Genomic DNA, 13,963 nt, shown 5'->3' with positions numbered 1-13,963 from the left:
CCATTACACCGTTGAATCACTCGACGAAGGCACCCACAAAGTCAACCGCCACTCCGAAGAGGTGGAGAAGTCACCGCTGACCAATCTGCTTATCGACAAGCGACAGATGGGACTCGGATGCATCGACTCATGGGGAGCGATGCCCTACGACAACTACCTCATGAAGTATGGCGACTATGACTTCACTTTCAAGATGACACCCGTAAGCCACGTCGTCAAGCGCTGATCAGCGCCGACAGCCACGGCAACCATACCGGGTCCCGCAGCCACACTCAACCTGTCGACTGCGGGGCTTTTTTCAAACATTACAGACAACATCATCACCCACACTGCCCCACACATCATGCGAAATCCACTGATACTTGCAGCATCCATGACAGCCGCGGCAGCCACAGCCTCCACCCCGGTAATGGGATGGAGCTCATTCAGAGTCGACATTTCCGACTCGCTTATCATACGGCAAGCCGAAGCCCTCGTTTCGACCGGACTCAGTGATGCCGGATACGACCATATCAACGTCGACGACGGCTTCTTCGGCCACCGCGCAGCCGACGGACGCATGCAGCCCCACCCCACCCGATTTCCGGGCGGCATGAAACGCGTGGCCGAGCGCATCCACTCGCTCGAACTCAACGCCGGACTCTACTCCTACGCCGAAGCCGTCACCTGCGGGTCGATCTGGGACAACGACACCATAGGCCGCAAGAATATCCATAGCCCTCTCCGATCTCGAACTGCAGGGACCTGCCGGAGTGCGCGATCTTGTCGCGCGACAGCGAGGCATCATCACATAGCCATATCACCTGCAGGACCCCACCTGAAACCATCTTTTCACCTCCCCGAAAGGCCATGACATACAAAAACGACCGGATAATACGCCACACGCTGCTCATAGCGGCTCTCGCATCGGCGACAGTGACCGTTCAGGCCCGGCAACGGATCGCCGACCGAGTATGGTCAGATCTTCCCGCATTCACACAAGTGATCGAAAACCAGAACGAACGCCGGCTGACCTCCGACCGATGGGACGGCCTGTGGGAGGGCGACACTCCCCCGCGCCTGCCGCGGGTCGCCGCACCCTCGGCCACGGTCAAACGATGGTGGCAGGGAGAGGACTCCGACTATCTCAATGAAGAGACAGCCGCCGCCACTGCCGGACAATACAGCAACCCGCTGCGCATCTGGGAACAGGAGTCATATCTGGCCGGAAACGGGCGCATAGGAGCCTCGGTGCTCCACGGAAGCGGACGTGACCGCTACGCCCTCAACGAAGTGTCGTTCTGGTCGGGCGGACGCAATGGTGGCACCATCAACTCCAACGGCGACAAAAGCTTCCGCGGCGAGAACAATCCTTATGTCGGCGACGACGGATTCGGAGGCGCGCAGCCGGTAGGCGATCTCATCGTGGATTTCGACACTCCGGCCGCCCGCGGATCGTTTCTGCGGCAGATAATCCTCGACGAAGGCCTTGTCACCTCGGCGGCACGACGCCGGGGCACACTGATCGAAAGCACCACGTTCTGCAGCCACCCCGACCAGGTGATGGTGATACATTACCGCGCCGACCGGCCTCAGGGGCTCAGTGCCCGGCTGCTGTTTGTCACGCAGCGCGACGAAGACACCGTCAGCGCCTGTCAGGCCACGCGTCGCCTGACACTCCAAAGCCGGCTAAGCAACGGCATGGAATGCATGGCCGTGGCCGACATCAGGGTTCACGGAGGCACGCTGACTCCGGGCGAGGGCTTTTTCACTGTTGACAATGCCGATTCGCTGACCATCGTGACCGCGATTGAAACCAACTACGTCATGGATCACGCCCGCCGCTTCAGAGGCGAGTCGCCCGAAATCAAAGCCGAAGCCCGGCTCCGGGCTGTCGACGACACTGGCTACAACCGGCTACTGCTTCGCCATCAGGCCGACTACCGGCAGCTCTACGGACGGCAGGAGCTGACACTCAACACCGACGACACCGACACCATACCCACACCACGACGGCTCGCAGCATACCGTACCTCCGGACACGACCCTGCCACCGACAATCTGATATACAACTTCGGACGCTACCTCACCATCACCTCCTCAAGGCCGGGAAGCCTCCCCGGCGGCCTGCAGGGGCTTTGGAACGCGCGTATCACCGCGCCATGGGGCAACGACTACCACAGCAACATCAATTTCCAGATGCTCTACTGGTTTGCCGAGGCGGCCAATCTTCCCGAATGTCATCGGGCTATGCTCGACTACCTCAGAGCCATGCGCGAACCAAACCGCATTGCCACCCGCGAATATCTGGAAGCGATCGGACGCAAAGCCGAGGATGCAGCCGACGGATGGATCGTCTACACCTCCCACAATCCGTTCGGAGGCCATGGATGGCAGGTCAACCTGCCCGGATCGGCATGGTACGCGCTACACTTCTGGGAACACTTCGCCTTCACCTCCGACACCACCTACCTGCGCGAAGAGGCCTATCCGGTCATGAAAGAACTATGCCACTACTGGGAACGCAATCTCAAGCAGCTCGGGCGCGGAGGCCAAGGCTTCGAGAGCGAGTACCGGCCTGTCGACACCTCGGCCTATCCCGAACTTCACGACATCGCCGAAGGCACTCTCGTGGTGCCTAACGGATGGTCGCCTGAAATAGGCCCGCGCGGAGAGGACGGAGTGGCACACGATCAGCAGATTGTGTCGCAACTGTTTGCCAACACCGTCAAGGCGGCCGGAATACTCCGCACCGACAGTCTCTGGGCTGCCGGACTAAGCGAAAAACTTGGCCGGATGGCTCCGCCGCGCATCGGAGCGAAAGGCAACCTGATGGAGTGGATGATCGACCGCGAACCGGTGACCGACCACCGCCACACCTCACACCTGTTCGCCGTATTCCCCGGCAACGCCATCAATTCCGAATCCACGCCACTGCTCGCACAGGCCGCACGCCGTTCGCTCGAAATGCGACTGACATCGGGCGACAGCCGGCGAGCCTTTGCATGGGCATGGCGAGCCTGCCTGTGGGCACGCTTCGGCGAAGGCGGCAAAGCGCACGAAATGATCGAAGGGCTTGTCAGACACAATATGCTCGACAACCTGCTCACCACCCAGAATCTGCCGTTGCAGATCGACGGAAACTTCGGCATAGCCACGGCCATGCACGAAATGCTGCTTCAGTCCCATTCGGGAGTCATACAGCTGCTGCCGGCTCCCGCTCCGGGATGGACAAGCGGAAGCATCCGTGGAGCCAAAGCCCGAGGCAATCTTGAAGTCGACATATCGTGGAATGAAGGTCAGGTCACCCGATGGGCCGTCTACTCCACCGCCCCGACTGATGAAACCGTCACCGTCAAGGTCAACGGCCTATACGCGCAGACCACACCCCGGACAAGAGCCGATTAGATCATAAAACCCGCTACACGCTACAGCAGACCCGCCCCTACAGCGGTCCGCGCTGCGGCAAGCGATGTCTGGCGGCCTATGTCATACCACCGGTAGATACCTGCGGGCCGGAATCCGCGTATCACCGACCGGCCGCATACCGCCACGTAGAAATCCGTTATGGAAAACGCCCGGCCATGAACCAAGGCATACTCCTCAAGCAACGGCTCCACCGAGCGGCTCACGACGTGTACGCCACCGAATGCGAGCGGCTCAAGTCCTGAAGTGTCAAGCCCCGACGGCCTCACTTCCGAAAAATCGGCTCTCGCCCATCCGCGCATCCTCATCGATCCATCGAAAAGCAGACGCCGCGACGACTCGCGGAGATCCACAAGCAGCGTGGCGTCAGCACCTGAAGCCCTGTGTGCCCCGATCTGCCCGCCAAGCGGACTGTCGGTGAGAATATCGGCGTTGTGGAGCAATATAGGCTCATCGTTGTCAAACAGCGGCATAGCCTTAAGCAGACCGCCACCGGTATCGAGCAGACAGTCGCGTTCGTCGCTGACAAGTACATCCACACCAAAATCGGTCCGCCGCAGATAGTCGGCCACCATATCCGGAAAATGATGCACATTGACCACTATGCGGTCAGCACCCGCAGCCACCACACGACTAATCACACGTCCGAGCATTGGCTCTCCGCCTACCTCGACGAGTGCCTTCGGACACGAATCGGTGAGCGGACGCAGACGCGTGCCAAGTCCGGCAGCAAATATCAGAGCATTCATAAGTAACTCTTAAAAATCACACGCAAACACTTTTTTGCGATTCATTAAAACAGCAGTCTATGGCCTGTTCGCGATGTATCAGTCTGATCACAATCATCGGATAAGCTTCCTTCAGATGCCGCGCCATCAGTTCGGCGAAATAGACCGAACGATGCTGCCCGCCCGTACACCCGAACCACACGCTGAGCGACGTGAATCCACGTTCCACGTATCGCCCTACCGAAGCATCCACAAGCGCCTCGGCATGACCGATGAACGCCGACGCCTCCGGCTCCCTCTCCAGAAACTCAACAACCTCGCGGTCGCGGCCGGTCAAAGATTTGAAGCGGTCGTAGCGCCCGGGATTATGCACCGCGCGGCAATCAAACACAAAGCCGCCGCCATTGCCCGACGGATCGGCCGGAAGCCCGCGCTTATATGAGAAACTGCCCACCGTCACCGTCAATGGCTCGCCGTTAGATCCACCTGAGCCTGACGCCGCATCGGGAAGCGACGAAATGATGCGCGACAACTCCGGAAACCGCCCCGTCACCTCCTGAGGCAGACTCCGCAACTGCTCTATCGCCGACGGAATACTGTCGGCAAACATCTGCTTGCGCTCCACAAGTCCGCGCAGCCCGTACGTGCCGAGAGTCTGCAGCGTGCGCAACAGCCTGAAAAGAGGGAGCCTCGCCCTGAAGGCCGACGTCCCGGCGTCATCAAATCCGCGCGCCTCACAATACACCTTCAGAAGCACCTCGCGCACAGCCTCCGGATAGCGTGCACGGCTCTGCCACAGGAAAGCCACGACATCGTAGGCCGCCGGTCCGCGGTAGCCCCCCTGAAAGTCGATATACACCCTGCCGAGCGACGGACTCACCATGATGTTGCGCGACTGGAAATCGCGATACATGAATCCGTCACCGGGCGCTACTGCCGTCTGCGCGGCAAGCGCCCGCAGATCCCGCTCCAGAGCCGCCTCGTCAAAACCGGTGCCGGTAACTTTCAGAAAACAGTATTTGAAGTGGTTGAGATCCCACATGACCACATCCTCGGAGAACTCCGCCACCGGCACCGTCACCGAATAGTCGATGCTTCCGTCGGGAGCCGAATGTATGACTGCAAGATCGCGCATGACAGAACGCAACACCTCCATAGCCTCATCGTCATAGACACCGCTATGGCGGCACCGTCCGAGATAATCGTAAAGCGACGTTCCCTCGGCCCAGGTCTGCAGATAGGCCATCGAATCGTCGCTGACGGCCACCACTTCGGGCACACTGACACCTATCTTCGACAGCGCGCCGGCCAGAGAGATGAACGCACGGTTTTCGGCCGCATCACAACCGAGTGTGCCGGCCAGACAACCGCCCGCTCCCGACAGACGGAAATAACGGCGATTGGATCCGGCTCCCGGAAGCTGACTGACCTCCGTCGGCTCCGAGCCGAACGCCGCCGCATAAAGTTGCTTCAGTTTTTCCATACTCCGCAAAGTTAAGGATTTTTGTCATAACCCCGCTACGCAGTGTCGGCCATAATGACTAACTTTGCGGCAAACAGCTGTTTTATCATCTGCTACTGATGATTTTGACGATATCGACTGATTTTAGAGAATTACATATATGATTCCTGCATTCTTCAACATAGGCACCGGCGAAGTGATAGTGCTGGTGTTTTTAGTGCTCCTGCTCTTCGGAGGCAAAAAGATCCCCGAACTGATGCGCGGCATAGGCAAAGGCGTGCGCAATTTCCGTCAGGGCATGAACGACATATCCGGCGAGATCAACTCCGCCGCCGACAAAGACTCCACCGCCGACAGCGATAAATGACCGACGATACCGACCAAGTCGCGTCCACCGGCGGATTCTGGGATCACGTCGAAGCGCTTCGCGGAGTGTTGCTGCGGTGCGCTGTCACCGTCGTGGTGATGGCAGCGGTGCTGTTTGCCGTCATGCCGTGGATTTTCGACAACATCATTCTCGCTCCCTGCCGCGAAGACTTCCCGCTCTACCGCTGGCTCGGCGCCCTGTCGGCCCGATGGGGCGGAGATGATCTGAACGGCTTCAAGGTGGAACTGATCAACATCAGGCTTGCCTCGCAGTTTTTCATCCACATGTCCACATCGCTGTGGCTCGCCGTGGCTCTTGCCTTCCCGATCGTTATACACCAGCTATGGGGTTTCATATCCCCGGGACTATACGACAACGAGAAACGTGGAGCGCGGAGAGCGTTTCTGGCCGGCAACGCGATGTTTTATCTCGGAGTCGCCACAGGCTATTTCCTGGTATTCCCGCTTACGCTGCGCTTTCTGGCCCAGTACAAAGTGAGCGAGATGGTGCCCAATCAGATATCGCTCGACTCGTATATGGACAACTTCCTAGTGCTCATCCTTGTGATGGGTATCATATTCGAGCTGCCGCTCGTATGCTGGATGCTCGGACGCATGGGACTGCTGACCCGCGATTTTTTCACTACCTACCGCCGCCACGCCATAGTGGCGCTGATGGCCCTCGCCGCCGTAGTCACCCCCACGGGCGATCCGTTCACGCTCATGGTGGTGTTTCTGCCGGTCTACCTGCTCTGGGAGAGCGGCGCCATGCTCGTGGCTCCGCGAGCGCCGTCAAACGACAGACTGACCGCCGACGGGCTGCCGCAGAGCTGAAATTTGCCGCTATCGTGGAAATTGTGTATTTTTGCACTCATCGTTATGGAAGAAACAATCATCCCACCCGTATCAACCGAGCTGATAGAGTCGGAGCTGACGCCTGAACGCCTGCTCCGCCCCACCAACAAAGGCCACAATCTCATATACGTAGTCGACGCTCGCACCGCGCCAAACACGATGCGCGAGATCGGACGTCTGCGCGAGATTTCATTCCGGGCAGCCGGAGGCGGCACAGGCAAAGAGTGCGACATCGACGAGTTCGACACTATGGAGCCTCCTTGCCGTCAGCTGCTTGTCTGGGATCCCGACAGCCGTCAGATACTCGGCGGCTACCGCTATATCACCGGCAAGGAGATCGCAATGCTGCCCGACGGCACCCCCAGGATAGCCACAAGCCACATGTTTCGTTTCTCCGAGCGGTTTCTGCGCGACTATCTTCCCTACACCATAGAGCTTGGCCGCTCGTGGGTCAGACCCGAATACCAGTCGTCGAAGGCCGGTTCAAAAGCCCTCTATGCTCTCGACAACCTATGGGACGGACTCGGAGCGCTCACCGTAGTGCACAAAGAGATCAAATATCTTTTCGGCAAAGTGACCATGTATCCGGGCTACAACCGCGAGTGCCGCGACATGATACTTTACTTCCTGCACCGCCATTTTCCCGATCCCGACGAACTGGTCAGGCCGATCACACCGCTTGAGGACACTTCCGACGCCAAACACCTGGAGGCTCTATTCACCGGATCGACCTTCCACGACGACTACAGGATACTCAACCACGAGATTCGCGGCCACGGCATCAACATTCCCCCGCTTGTAAATGCCTACATGAGCCTGTCGCCGACCATGAAGATGTTTGGCACGGCGATCAACCATGAGTTCGGCGAAGTGGAGGAAACCGGCATTTTTTTCGTCATCGACGAGATATTCGAAGAGAAAAAGCAGCGACACATCGGCACCTATCACGAATGACTCCAGCCACCACAGCCCAATGACCCAGACCGGACCACACACCCATTCGCCCTATCGCAGAGGCGCCGACGACGGATTCGTCTTCGGAGCATATCTGACTGCATCGTTTCTGACCATGGTGTGGTCGTCAGCCGTGCCGTTGCTCGGACTTGTGTCCATGCTTCTGCTTGCGGGCGTACCGGTGTTCATCTACATGAGACTGCGTCGGTCGTTTGTCGCCGACTGCGGCCACACCCTGCTGTCGTCGCTATGGATGCAGGGCATCGCCACCTTCGCGTGCGGATCGCTCATAGCCGGAGCAGTAGCCACAGCCTATCTCAAATGGATCGAGCCCGACTTCATCATCGGGCGGCTCCGCGAAGCCATCGACTTCTATTCCGGATCGGGGTGGGAACGCGGACAGGAGGTGGCCGACACCCTTCAGCGGATGATCGACATGCACCTTGTGCCGTCGGCTGTAGCCATAGTCGTCGAACTCATCTGGCTCGCCATTTTTTCCGGCTCGCTCGTATCGCTGCTCATGGCTCTGCTCGCACGATCGCGGCCGGTCCGGACCAAACTCTAACCAATCTTCACCGAATTACTCACCACCAATGGATATAAGCGTAATCATACCGTTGTATAACGAAGCCGAATCACTGCCCGAGCTTGAGCAATGGATAGCACGAGTGATGGCCGACAACGGTTTCAGCTACGAAATACTGTTTATCAACGACGGTTCGACCGACGACTCATGGGACGTAATACGCCGTCTGGCCGAGAGCAACCCGGCTGTCAAAGGTGTCAGCTTCCGACGCAACTACGGCAAATCGCCGGCACTCAACACCGGTTTTGTCCGCGCGCAGGGCGACGTGGTCATCACCATGGACGCTGACCTGCAGGACTCTCCCGACGAGATCCCAGCGCTCTACGACATGATCAAGAATGAGGGCTACGACCTCGTGAGCGGATGGAAGCAGAAACGCTACGATCCACTGTCGAAGACCATTCCGACGAAACTATTCAATGCTACCGCACGGCGCGTCAGCGGCATCAAGAATCTCCATGACTTCAACTGCGGCCTCAAAGCCTACCGCAACAAAGTGGTGAAACATATCGAGGTCTACGGCGACATGCACCGCTACATACCGTATCTGGCCAAAAACGCCGGATTCACCCGCATAGGCGAGAAGGTGGTCCATCACCAGGCGCGCAAATACGGCAAGACCAAATTCGGGCTCGACAGGTTTGTCAACGGATATCTCGATCTGGCCACACTGTGGTTCACCAACAAGTTTGGCGTCAAGCCGATGCACTTCTTCGGACTGCTCGGCTCGCTGATGTTTATTCTCGGCTTTGTGGCGGCCGCCGCAGTGGGCATCATAAAACTCTACCACATGCACACCGGCCAGTCATATTCGCTCGTCACCGACTCGCCATATTTCTACATCTCGCTCGTCATGATGATACTCGGCACACAGCTGTTCCTCACCGGATTTCTCGGCGAACTGATTGTGCGCAACTCGCCGCGACGCAACGACTACGAGATCGAAGAGGAACTACGCACCGAAAAGCGATGAACCGGCCCTGCAGAATATCCGCGACCGTCCTTACGGCGCTGCTGACACTGATGGTCTTCGCGACCGGATGCAACTCCTCCGGCTGTATGGAAAACCAGAGCAGCATACCGCTTGCCGGATTCTACTCGGCCGGCACTGAAGAGCGCGTAGTGATCGACTCGATCAAAGTGTACGGACTCGGAGCGCCGGGCGACTCCGCCCTGACAAGCTCCGTCAGAGCGTCGCAGGTATATCTGCCGCTCAGATCGTCGGCCGAATCCACAGCCTTCTGCTTCCGCTATCTGCAGAAGGATCTCGACACACCGCAACTGATCGACACACTGACGCTCGACTACGACTCGGAACCCCGCTTCGTGTCGGAAGAGTGCGGCGCGATGTATTTCTATCACGTCAGGCGGCTTACCCACACCCGCCATCTGATCGACTCCGTGGCTATGCCCGACTCGCTCATAGACAATGTCGACATAGAGCGCCTTAAGATATACTTCCTCACACAGACCGTCGACGACACTCCGGGAGCCGACCCTGACCAAACCGAACAAGAATGATGAAACGCCTGCTGAAACTCCTGCTGATCACCGCTGCTGTAGCGGCGTTCACCGACACGGCCACAGCCCAGCGTCGCATCAATCCAGTGAAACAGCCGGATCCGACCACATTGCAGCGAAAAGCGAAAAAACCATCTGGACCCGACAGGAGCAATCTGGCCGAAAGGCTCGACGCGCAGGGCAACGTGGTGCTTGTCGACACGGTCACCGGACTGGAGTTTGTCGACACCACGGCCGTTGCCGGACACGTAGTGGGCAACATCTATCCACTGCTGCATTCCGTCACCGTGGGGCTTGACGTGTGGGATCCTGTGATGAGGATTATCGGACAGGACTACGGAGGCGCATCGGTATGGGGCACGATCGGACTACACAACCGTTTTTTCCCGCGGTTCGAGTTCGGAATGTCGCAGGCCGACATCACCCCCGACGGCATGAACTTCACCTTCAAGAGCCCCCTGGCGCCCTTTTTCAAGATCGGATGCGCCTACAATATCTTCTACAACTCCGACCCCGACTACCAGCTCAGCTTCGGAGCCAACTATGCATTCACGCCGTTTTCATACACGATAGAGAATGTCAAGCTGCTGTCGGACTACTGGCCGGGCGAAACCGACCTGACATTTCCGAAGACATCAACCACCGCCGGATATTTTGAAATCACGGCCGGCATAAAAGTGAGAATAGTGAAAAACATCTCGCTCGGCTGGCACATAAAATACCACACCATACTTCATGAAGGGCGTTCGGCTGTCGGCAAACCGATCTACATCCCGGGCTTCGGCAAGCGCGGCACTCCGATAACCGGCGCATTTTCGGTGATGTACACCCTGCCGCTGAACAAACAGGAGCTTCCGAGGGTTGATAAGTAAGTCATACTGACTAACCTACACGACCTGCTTCAACACAACCCTTACCTTATGAAGAAAATAGTGATAATCGGCGCATCATCCGGCATAGGACGCCGCATGGCCATCGACTTCGCAAGAGTAGGATGCCGGGTGGGCATTGCTGCCCGCCGCAGCGAACCTCTCGGCGAGGTCAAAAGCCTCTATCCGTCCAATGTGGCCGCCATGACCATCGACGTCACCGCTCCCGACGCCGTAAAACGCTTCTACGACCTGATAGAGCTGATCGACGGCATGGATATATTCATCAATGCCGCCGGCACAGGATTTGCCGACCCCGATCTTGACGACTCACGGATATCCACGACCCTGCGCACCAATGTCGACGGATTCGCACGGCTCACAGCCGCCGCTTACCGATACTACCGCGACACCGCCAACGTCAGCCAGGGTCAGATCGCGGCAATAACCTCCGTCGCGGGCACAAAAGGGATCGGCGTGGCGGCAGCCTACAGCGCGAGCAAGCGGTTTCAGCAGTCGTTTATCGATGCTCTCGAACAACTCGCCTACCAGCAGCAGGTCAATGTAGCCTTCACCGACATCCGGCCAGGATTTGTCGACACTCCCCTGCTCGCCGGCGGACGCGACTATCCGATGCTTATGACCGTCGACAAAGTGGCTCCGCTTATCGAGACAGCCATACTGCGCCGACGCAGAGTCTATACCGTCGACTACCGCTGGCGTGCGGTCAACGCACTGTGGCGACTGGTGCCGCAGCGGATATGGCGTCATATCGGGCTCAACTGGTGATTCTCTCACAGCCCGGACGATATCGCTAACAGGACGTCCGACACACTGTCATTCGCCACTACGCAGCAACCGGAGTATATGCTCTGCGGCTACACGATAGCCCTCCGGGGTAAAATGAACGGAATCTCCTGAATACAAGCCGTCGCCGAGATACGCCTGCAACTGAGCCGGATAACTATTTTGCACCCGATTTACGACACAGGCTCCGAATGCGATGCTGTTGCTTACACAAGCCACTTTTACCTGCGCCGAAATCTGGCCGCAAAAAATCAGTGCTGCCAATGCCATGGCTGAACGCCGGACAAAATCAAAAATCACCGCAGCAAACCATGGGTTACTGACGAGTTTCATAATATCAACTAATTTTTAAGAGTTACTTATCGGAGATAATTACCATTTGCAATAAGAAACGTGTTGCGACAAGAGAAACGTGACATGAACATGACCGCCTTCACCTGATCTTGACAAATATAACGATATTTACCCACACACATATCAAGCCAACGGACATAGCCGGCGAATGATTTTCAGCCGGATAACATGCACAAAGGCTGGCCACAAAGACAAAACGTTCTTGCGGAATCGTGACAATTTGATTAACTTTGCAAAAAATCTACTTGGGATATCGTAACCCTCATAAAAATACCATGCACAGCCACCTTACAGCCATAAAACTTATCGCGGGTGCCACTATGGCACTTGCAGCCGGATGCACCGCTTCGTCGCAGTCCGACAATACAGAAATACTGCAAATCGACATGCTTGCCGACATCGACCGTCCCGACTTCGATGAAACCAGCTTAAAGGATGTCAGATATGCGCTGCTCGACACGGCTACAGAAGCTCTGCTTGGAGAATACGCTCAGATACAGGGAGTGATCGGCGACACAGTGATAGTCCACGACATGACAGCGATGGGCGACAACTCCCGCCTGCTCCTTTTCGATGCCAACGACGGCCATCTCATACGCTCCATACGCCATATCGGCCAGGGACCGGGCGAATACCGATGGATCGGAGGTGTAGTGACAATTCCGGAACGCTCCGAGATCATATTGCTGTCCGACAAGGCTCATCGATATACCACCGACGACCGCTATATCGAAAGCTACAGCATGAGCAGCAAGCATGGAGGCGCTCTGCCGATCGGATCGGCCGAACGCGGCATACATGAAACCGACGCCTTCGACGGAGATCTGCACATCTACCAGTACGACGACCGAATGACTCCTGTCGACACTCTCGTGATCAATAATTACGAACCGAGATGGATCTCCATCGCCTTCAACCAGTCCGACAAAGAGTCGCTGATCAATATAGTCGACACGGTATATTCTCTCGTTCCGGGCGAGATGCAGCCGGTGGCCGTATTGTCGCGCGGAGTCAAGGCGCTCACGCCTGAAGTGGAGAACAAAGTCTACATCGGACGCACCGATTACGAACAGGCGGAGAGGGAGCGTCAGGGTTATATAGAGTTTTTGCGGTTTATCAACGACGGTCCGCGCTTCACAGTGACATACGCCTACGGTGGCCGTAACTATTTCGACACCTATTCGCACAAAAGCGGCAAACTGATAGCACGACGTTCGTTCAGCGACAGCGACGAGGACGCCGGCCTGCTTATACCGCACGACGGACGCACCATGCACATTACCAACTATCCGTTTATCAGCAACGGCCGCTATTACTCAATAGTCAGCGAAGATGAAACGCTCGGCTCCGACGGAGAGCCGTCGGAAGAGCTCAACCGCGCGCTGATATCCTGGAGCGTCGAGGGCGAATAACCCGTCGTGCGCGCTCACAATCAGCGCATCGTCAGCTCAGAACGAGAACTGCACCATGGCGCCCACGCGGCGTCCCCAGCGCTGACGTCCTGAGAAATTGTGGCGCAGGCCATAGTCAAATTCCACTCCCGTCTGCAGACGCGGCACCGGATTCCACATCAGGTTGACGTTGCCCATCATGCCGTATTTATACTCTTCGGGATCGACCTGACCGGACGGCAGATAACGCGTCTGGCTTATGGAAGTGCTCGCATACAGCTCCGGAGTGAAGTTATATTGCATGCCCAAACAGTAGCCGAACGAAGCGGGCATCTGGAGGCGGCCCGGACGTTCGGGGTCGGGCACGAGGTCGTAATTGCCCATCAGCAGATCGCCGCCCATGCCGGCATAGCCGCGCCCGTAATTGACACTGCAATAGGTGGTGATATTGCGCGTGGGATGCGCCACCGACGACAACATCATGCCCCATCCGGCCTTGTAGTGGTTGCGGCCCGAAAGGAGGTCGCGGTACGACAGCGAACGCACTATGCCCGAAAGACGCACATGGGAGGTGGGCCCCCACTCGTATTGCACGAATCCCGCGCCGTCGGGGAGCCACTCCTCGATCGGTTCCGACTGTCCGTCGACAGCAGTAATGTGTGTTT

General features: G+C 57.5%; 14 protein-coding genes and 2 pseudogenes. 12 read left to right on the top strand and 4 right to left on the bottom strand.

Annotated features, from left to right (window positions below):
* The 3 genes and pseudogenes from C5O24_RS06185 to C5O24_RS06175 all read left to right on the top strand — a co-directional run.
* On the top strand, positions 1-226 hold a 226-nt coding region (locus C5O24_RS06185), incomplete at its 5' end, for a beta-galactosidase small subunit-related protein (RefSeq protein ID WP_133165479.1).
* A 117-nt stretch (positions 227-343) separates the two neighbouring features.
* Positions 344-700, top strand: a pseudogene (locus C5O24_RS06180) (alpha-galactosidase); the annotation flags it as partial.
* Between the two features lie 149 nt (positions 701-849).
* Positions 850-3,387: a glycosyl hydrolase family 95 catalytic domain-containing protein gene (locus C5O24_RS06175; RefSeq protein WP_107681582.1), complete on the top strand. Its 2,538-nt coding sequence runs from the start codon at positions 850-852 to the stop codon at positions 3,385-3,387.
* 20 nt (positions 3,388-3,407) lie between these two features.
* Here the strand turns inward: C5O24_RS06175 and C5O24_RS06170 are convergent, their stop codons facing one another.
* Positions 3,408-4,154, bottom strand: a complete 747-nt coding sequence (locus C5O24_RS06170; RefSeq protein WP_107035643.1) for a nucleotidyltransferase family protein — start codon at positions 4,152-4,154, stop codon at positions 3,408-3,410.
* Positions 4,155-4,170: 16 nt separating this feature from the next.
* Positions 4,171-5,616 (bottom strand): RapZ C-terminal domain-containing protein, encoded by a 1,446-nt coding sequence (locus C5O24_RS06165; protein WP_107035644.1) that lies wholly within the window; start codon positions 5,614-5,616, stop codon positions 4,171-4,173.
* 139 nt (positions 5,617-5,755) lie between these two features.
* Here C5O24_RS06165 and C5O24_RS06160 point away from each other — a divergent pair, with 139 nt between their 5' ends.
* The 8 genes from C5O24_RS06160 to C5O24_RS06125 are packed head-to-tail and all read left to right on the top strand — an operon-like array spanning position 5,756 to position 11,535.
* Positions 5,756-5,962: a Sec-independent protein translocase subunit TatA/TatB gene (locus tag C5O24_RS06160; RefSeq protein ID WP_107035645.1), complete on the top strand. Its 207-nt coding sequence runs from the start codon at positions 5,756-5,758 to the stop codon at positions 5,960-5,962.
* The gene (gene tatC, locus C5O24_RS06155) at positions 5,959-6,795 is read left to right on the top strand and encodes a twin-arginine translocase subunit TatC (protein WP_107035646.1); all 837 of its coding nucleotides are present in this window, start codon (positions 5,959-5,961) and stop codon (positions 6,793-6,795) included. The genes C5O24_RS06160 and tatC overlap by 4 nt, the downstream gene beginning before the upstream one ends.
* A 45-nt stretch (positions 6,796-6,840) precedes the next feature.
* On the top strand, positions 6,841-7,770 hold the full coding sequence (glsB, locus tag C5O24_RS06150) for a glycine N(alpha)-acyltransferase GlsB (protein ID WP_107035647.1): 930 nt from the start codon (positions 6,841-6,843) through the stop codon (positions 7,768-7,770).
* Between the two features lie 19 nt (positions 7,771-7,789).
* On the top strand, positions 7,790-8,335 hold the full coding sequence (locus tag C5O24_RS06145) for a DUF4199 domain-containing protein (protein ID WP_161553821.1): 546 nt from the start codon (positions 7,790-7,792) through the stop codon (positions 8,333-8,335).
* 28 nt (positions 8,336-8,363) lie between these two features.
* Positions 8,364-9,329 (top strand): glycosyltransferase family 2 protein, encoded by a 966-nt coding sequence (locus tag C5O24_RS06140; protein ID WP_107035649.1) that lies wholly within the window; start codon positions 8,364-8,366, stop codon positions 9,327-9,329.
* A complete protein-coding gene (locus C5O24_RS06135) occupies positions 9,326-9,877 on the top strand; it encodes a DUF6452 family protein (RefSeq protein WP_107681581.1) in 552 nt (183 codons plus the stop codon). Before C5O24_RS06140 ends, C5O24_RS06135 begins: the two co-directional genes overlap by 4 nt.
* Positions 9,874-10,749 (top strand): DUF6048 family protein, encoded by an 876-nt coding sequence (locus tag C5O24_RS06130; RefSeq protein ID WP_107035651.1) that lies wholly within the window; start codon positions 9,874-9,876, stop codon positions 10,747-10,749. Before C5O24_RS06135 ends, C5O24_RS06130 begins: the two co-directional genes overlap by 4 nt.
* A gap of 48 nt (positions 10,750-10,797) precedes the next feature.
* Positions 10,798-11,535, top strand: coding sequence for an SDR family NAD(P)-dependent oxidoreductase (locus C5O24_RS06125; protein WP_107035652.1), 738 nt, complete (start codon positions 10,798-10,800; stop codon positions 11,533-11,535).
* Positions 11,536-11,583: 48 nt separating this feature from the next.
* Here C5O24_RS06125 and C5O24_RS06120 read toward each other — a convergent pair whose 3' ends face one another.
* On the bottom strand, positions 11,584-11,886 hold the full coding sequence (locus tag C5O24_RS06120) for a hypothetical protein (RefSeq protein ID WP_107035653.1): 303 nt from the start codon (positions 11,884-11,886) through the stop codon (positions 11,584-11,586).
* 296 nt (positions 11,887-12,182) lie between these two features.
* On the opposite strand from C5O24_RS06120, the gene C5O24_RS06115 reads away from it, so the two are divergent.
* Positions 12,183-13,319 (top strand): DUF4934 domain-containing protein, encoded by a 1,137-nt coding sequence (locus C5O24_RS06115; RefSeq protein ID WP_107681579.1) that lies wholly within the window; start codon positions 12,183-12,185, stop codon positions 13,317-13,319.
* 36 nt (positions 13,320-13,355) lie between these two features.
* Here C5O24_RS06115 and C5O24_RS13970 read toward each other — a convergent pair.
* Positions 13,356-13,963 (bottom strand): annotated as a pseudogene (locus C5O24_RS13970) (hypothetical protein); the annotation flags it as partial.

Source organism: Paramuribaculum intestinale (assembly GCF_003024925.1).
Classification (GTDB): Bacteria; Bacteroidota; Bacteroidia; order Bacteroidales; family Muribaculaceae; genus Paramuribaculum; species Paramuribaculum intestinale.
This window is presented reverse-complemented; position numbering and strand designations above follow the sequence as displayed.

Excerpts from the sequence above, each read along its gene's own strand:
- C5O24_RS06175 (WP_107681582.1), top strand. The coding sequence starts at position 850 with ATGACATACAAAAACGACCGGATAATACGCCACACGCTGCTCATAGCG.
- C5O24_RS06170 (WP_107035643.1), bottom strand. The coding sequence starts at position 4,154 with ATGAATGCTCTGATATTTGCTGCCGGACTTGGCACGCGTCTGCGTCCG.
- C5O24_RS06165 (WP_107035644.1), bottom strand. The coding sequence starts at position 5,616 with ATGGAAAAACTGAAGCAACTTTATGCGGCGGCGTTCGGCTCGGAGCCG.
- C5O24_RS06160 (WP_107035645.1), top strand. The coding sequence starts at position 5,756 with ATGATTCCTGCATTCTTCAACATAGGCACCGGCGAAGTGATAGTGCTG.
- tatC (WP_107035646.1), top strand. The coding sequence starts at position 5,959 with ATGACCGACGATACCGACCAAGTCGCGTCCACCGGCGGATTCTGGGAT.
- glsB (WP_107035647.1), top strand. The coding sequence starts at position 6,841 with ATGGAAGAAACAATCATCCCACCCGTATCAACCGAGCTGATAGAGTCG.
- C5O24_RS06145 (WP_161553821.1), top strand. The coding sequence starts at position 7,790 with ATGACCCAGACCGGACCACACACCCATTCGCCCTATCGCAGAGGCGCC.
- C5O24_RS06140 (WP_107035649.1), top strand. The coding sequence starts at position 8,364 with ATGGATATAAGCGTAATCATACCGTTGTATAACGAAGCCGAATCACTG.
- C5O24_RS06135 (WP_107681581.1), top strand. The coding sequence starts at position 9,326 with ATGAACCGGCCCTGCAGAATATCCGCGACCGTCCTTACGGCGCTGCTG.
- C5O24_RS06130 (WP_107035651.1), top strand. The coding sequence starts at position 9,874 with ATGATGAAACGCCTGCTGAAACTCCTGCTGATCACCGCTGCTGTAGCG.
- C5O24_RS06125 (WP_107035652.1), top strand. The coding sequence starts at position 10,798 with ATGAAGAAAATAGTGATAATCGGCGCATCATCCGGCATAGGACGCCGC.
- C5O24_RS06120 (WP_107035653.1), bottom strand. The coding sequence starts at position 11,886 with ATGAAACTCGTCAGTAACCCATGGTTTGCTGCGGTGATTTTTGATTTT.
- C5O24_RS06115 (WP_107681579.1), top strand. The coding sequence starts at position 12,183 with ATGCACAGCCACCTTACAGCCATAAAACTTATCGCGGGTGCCACTATG.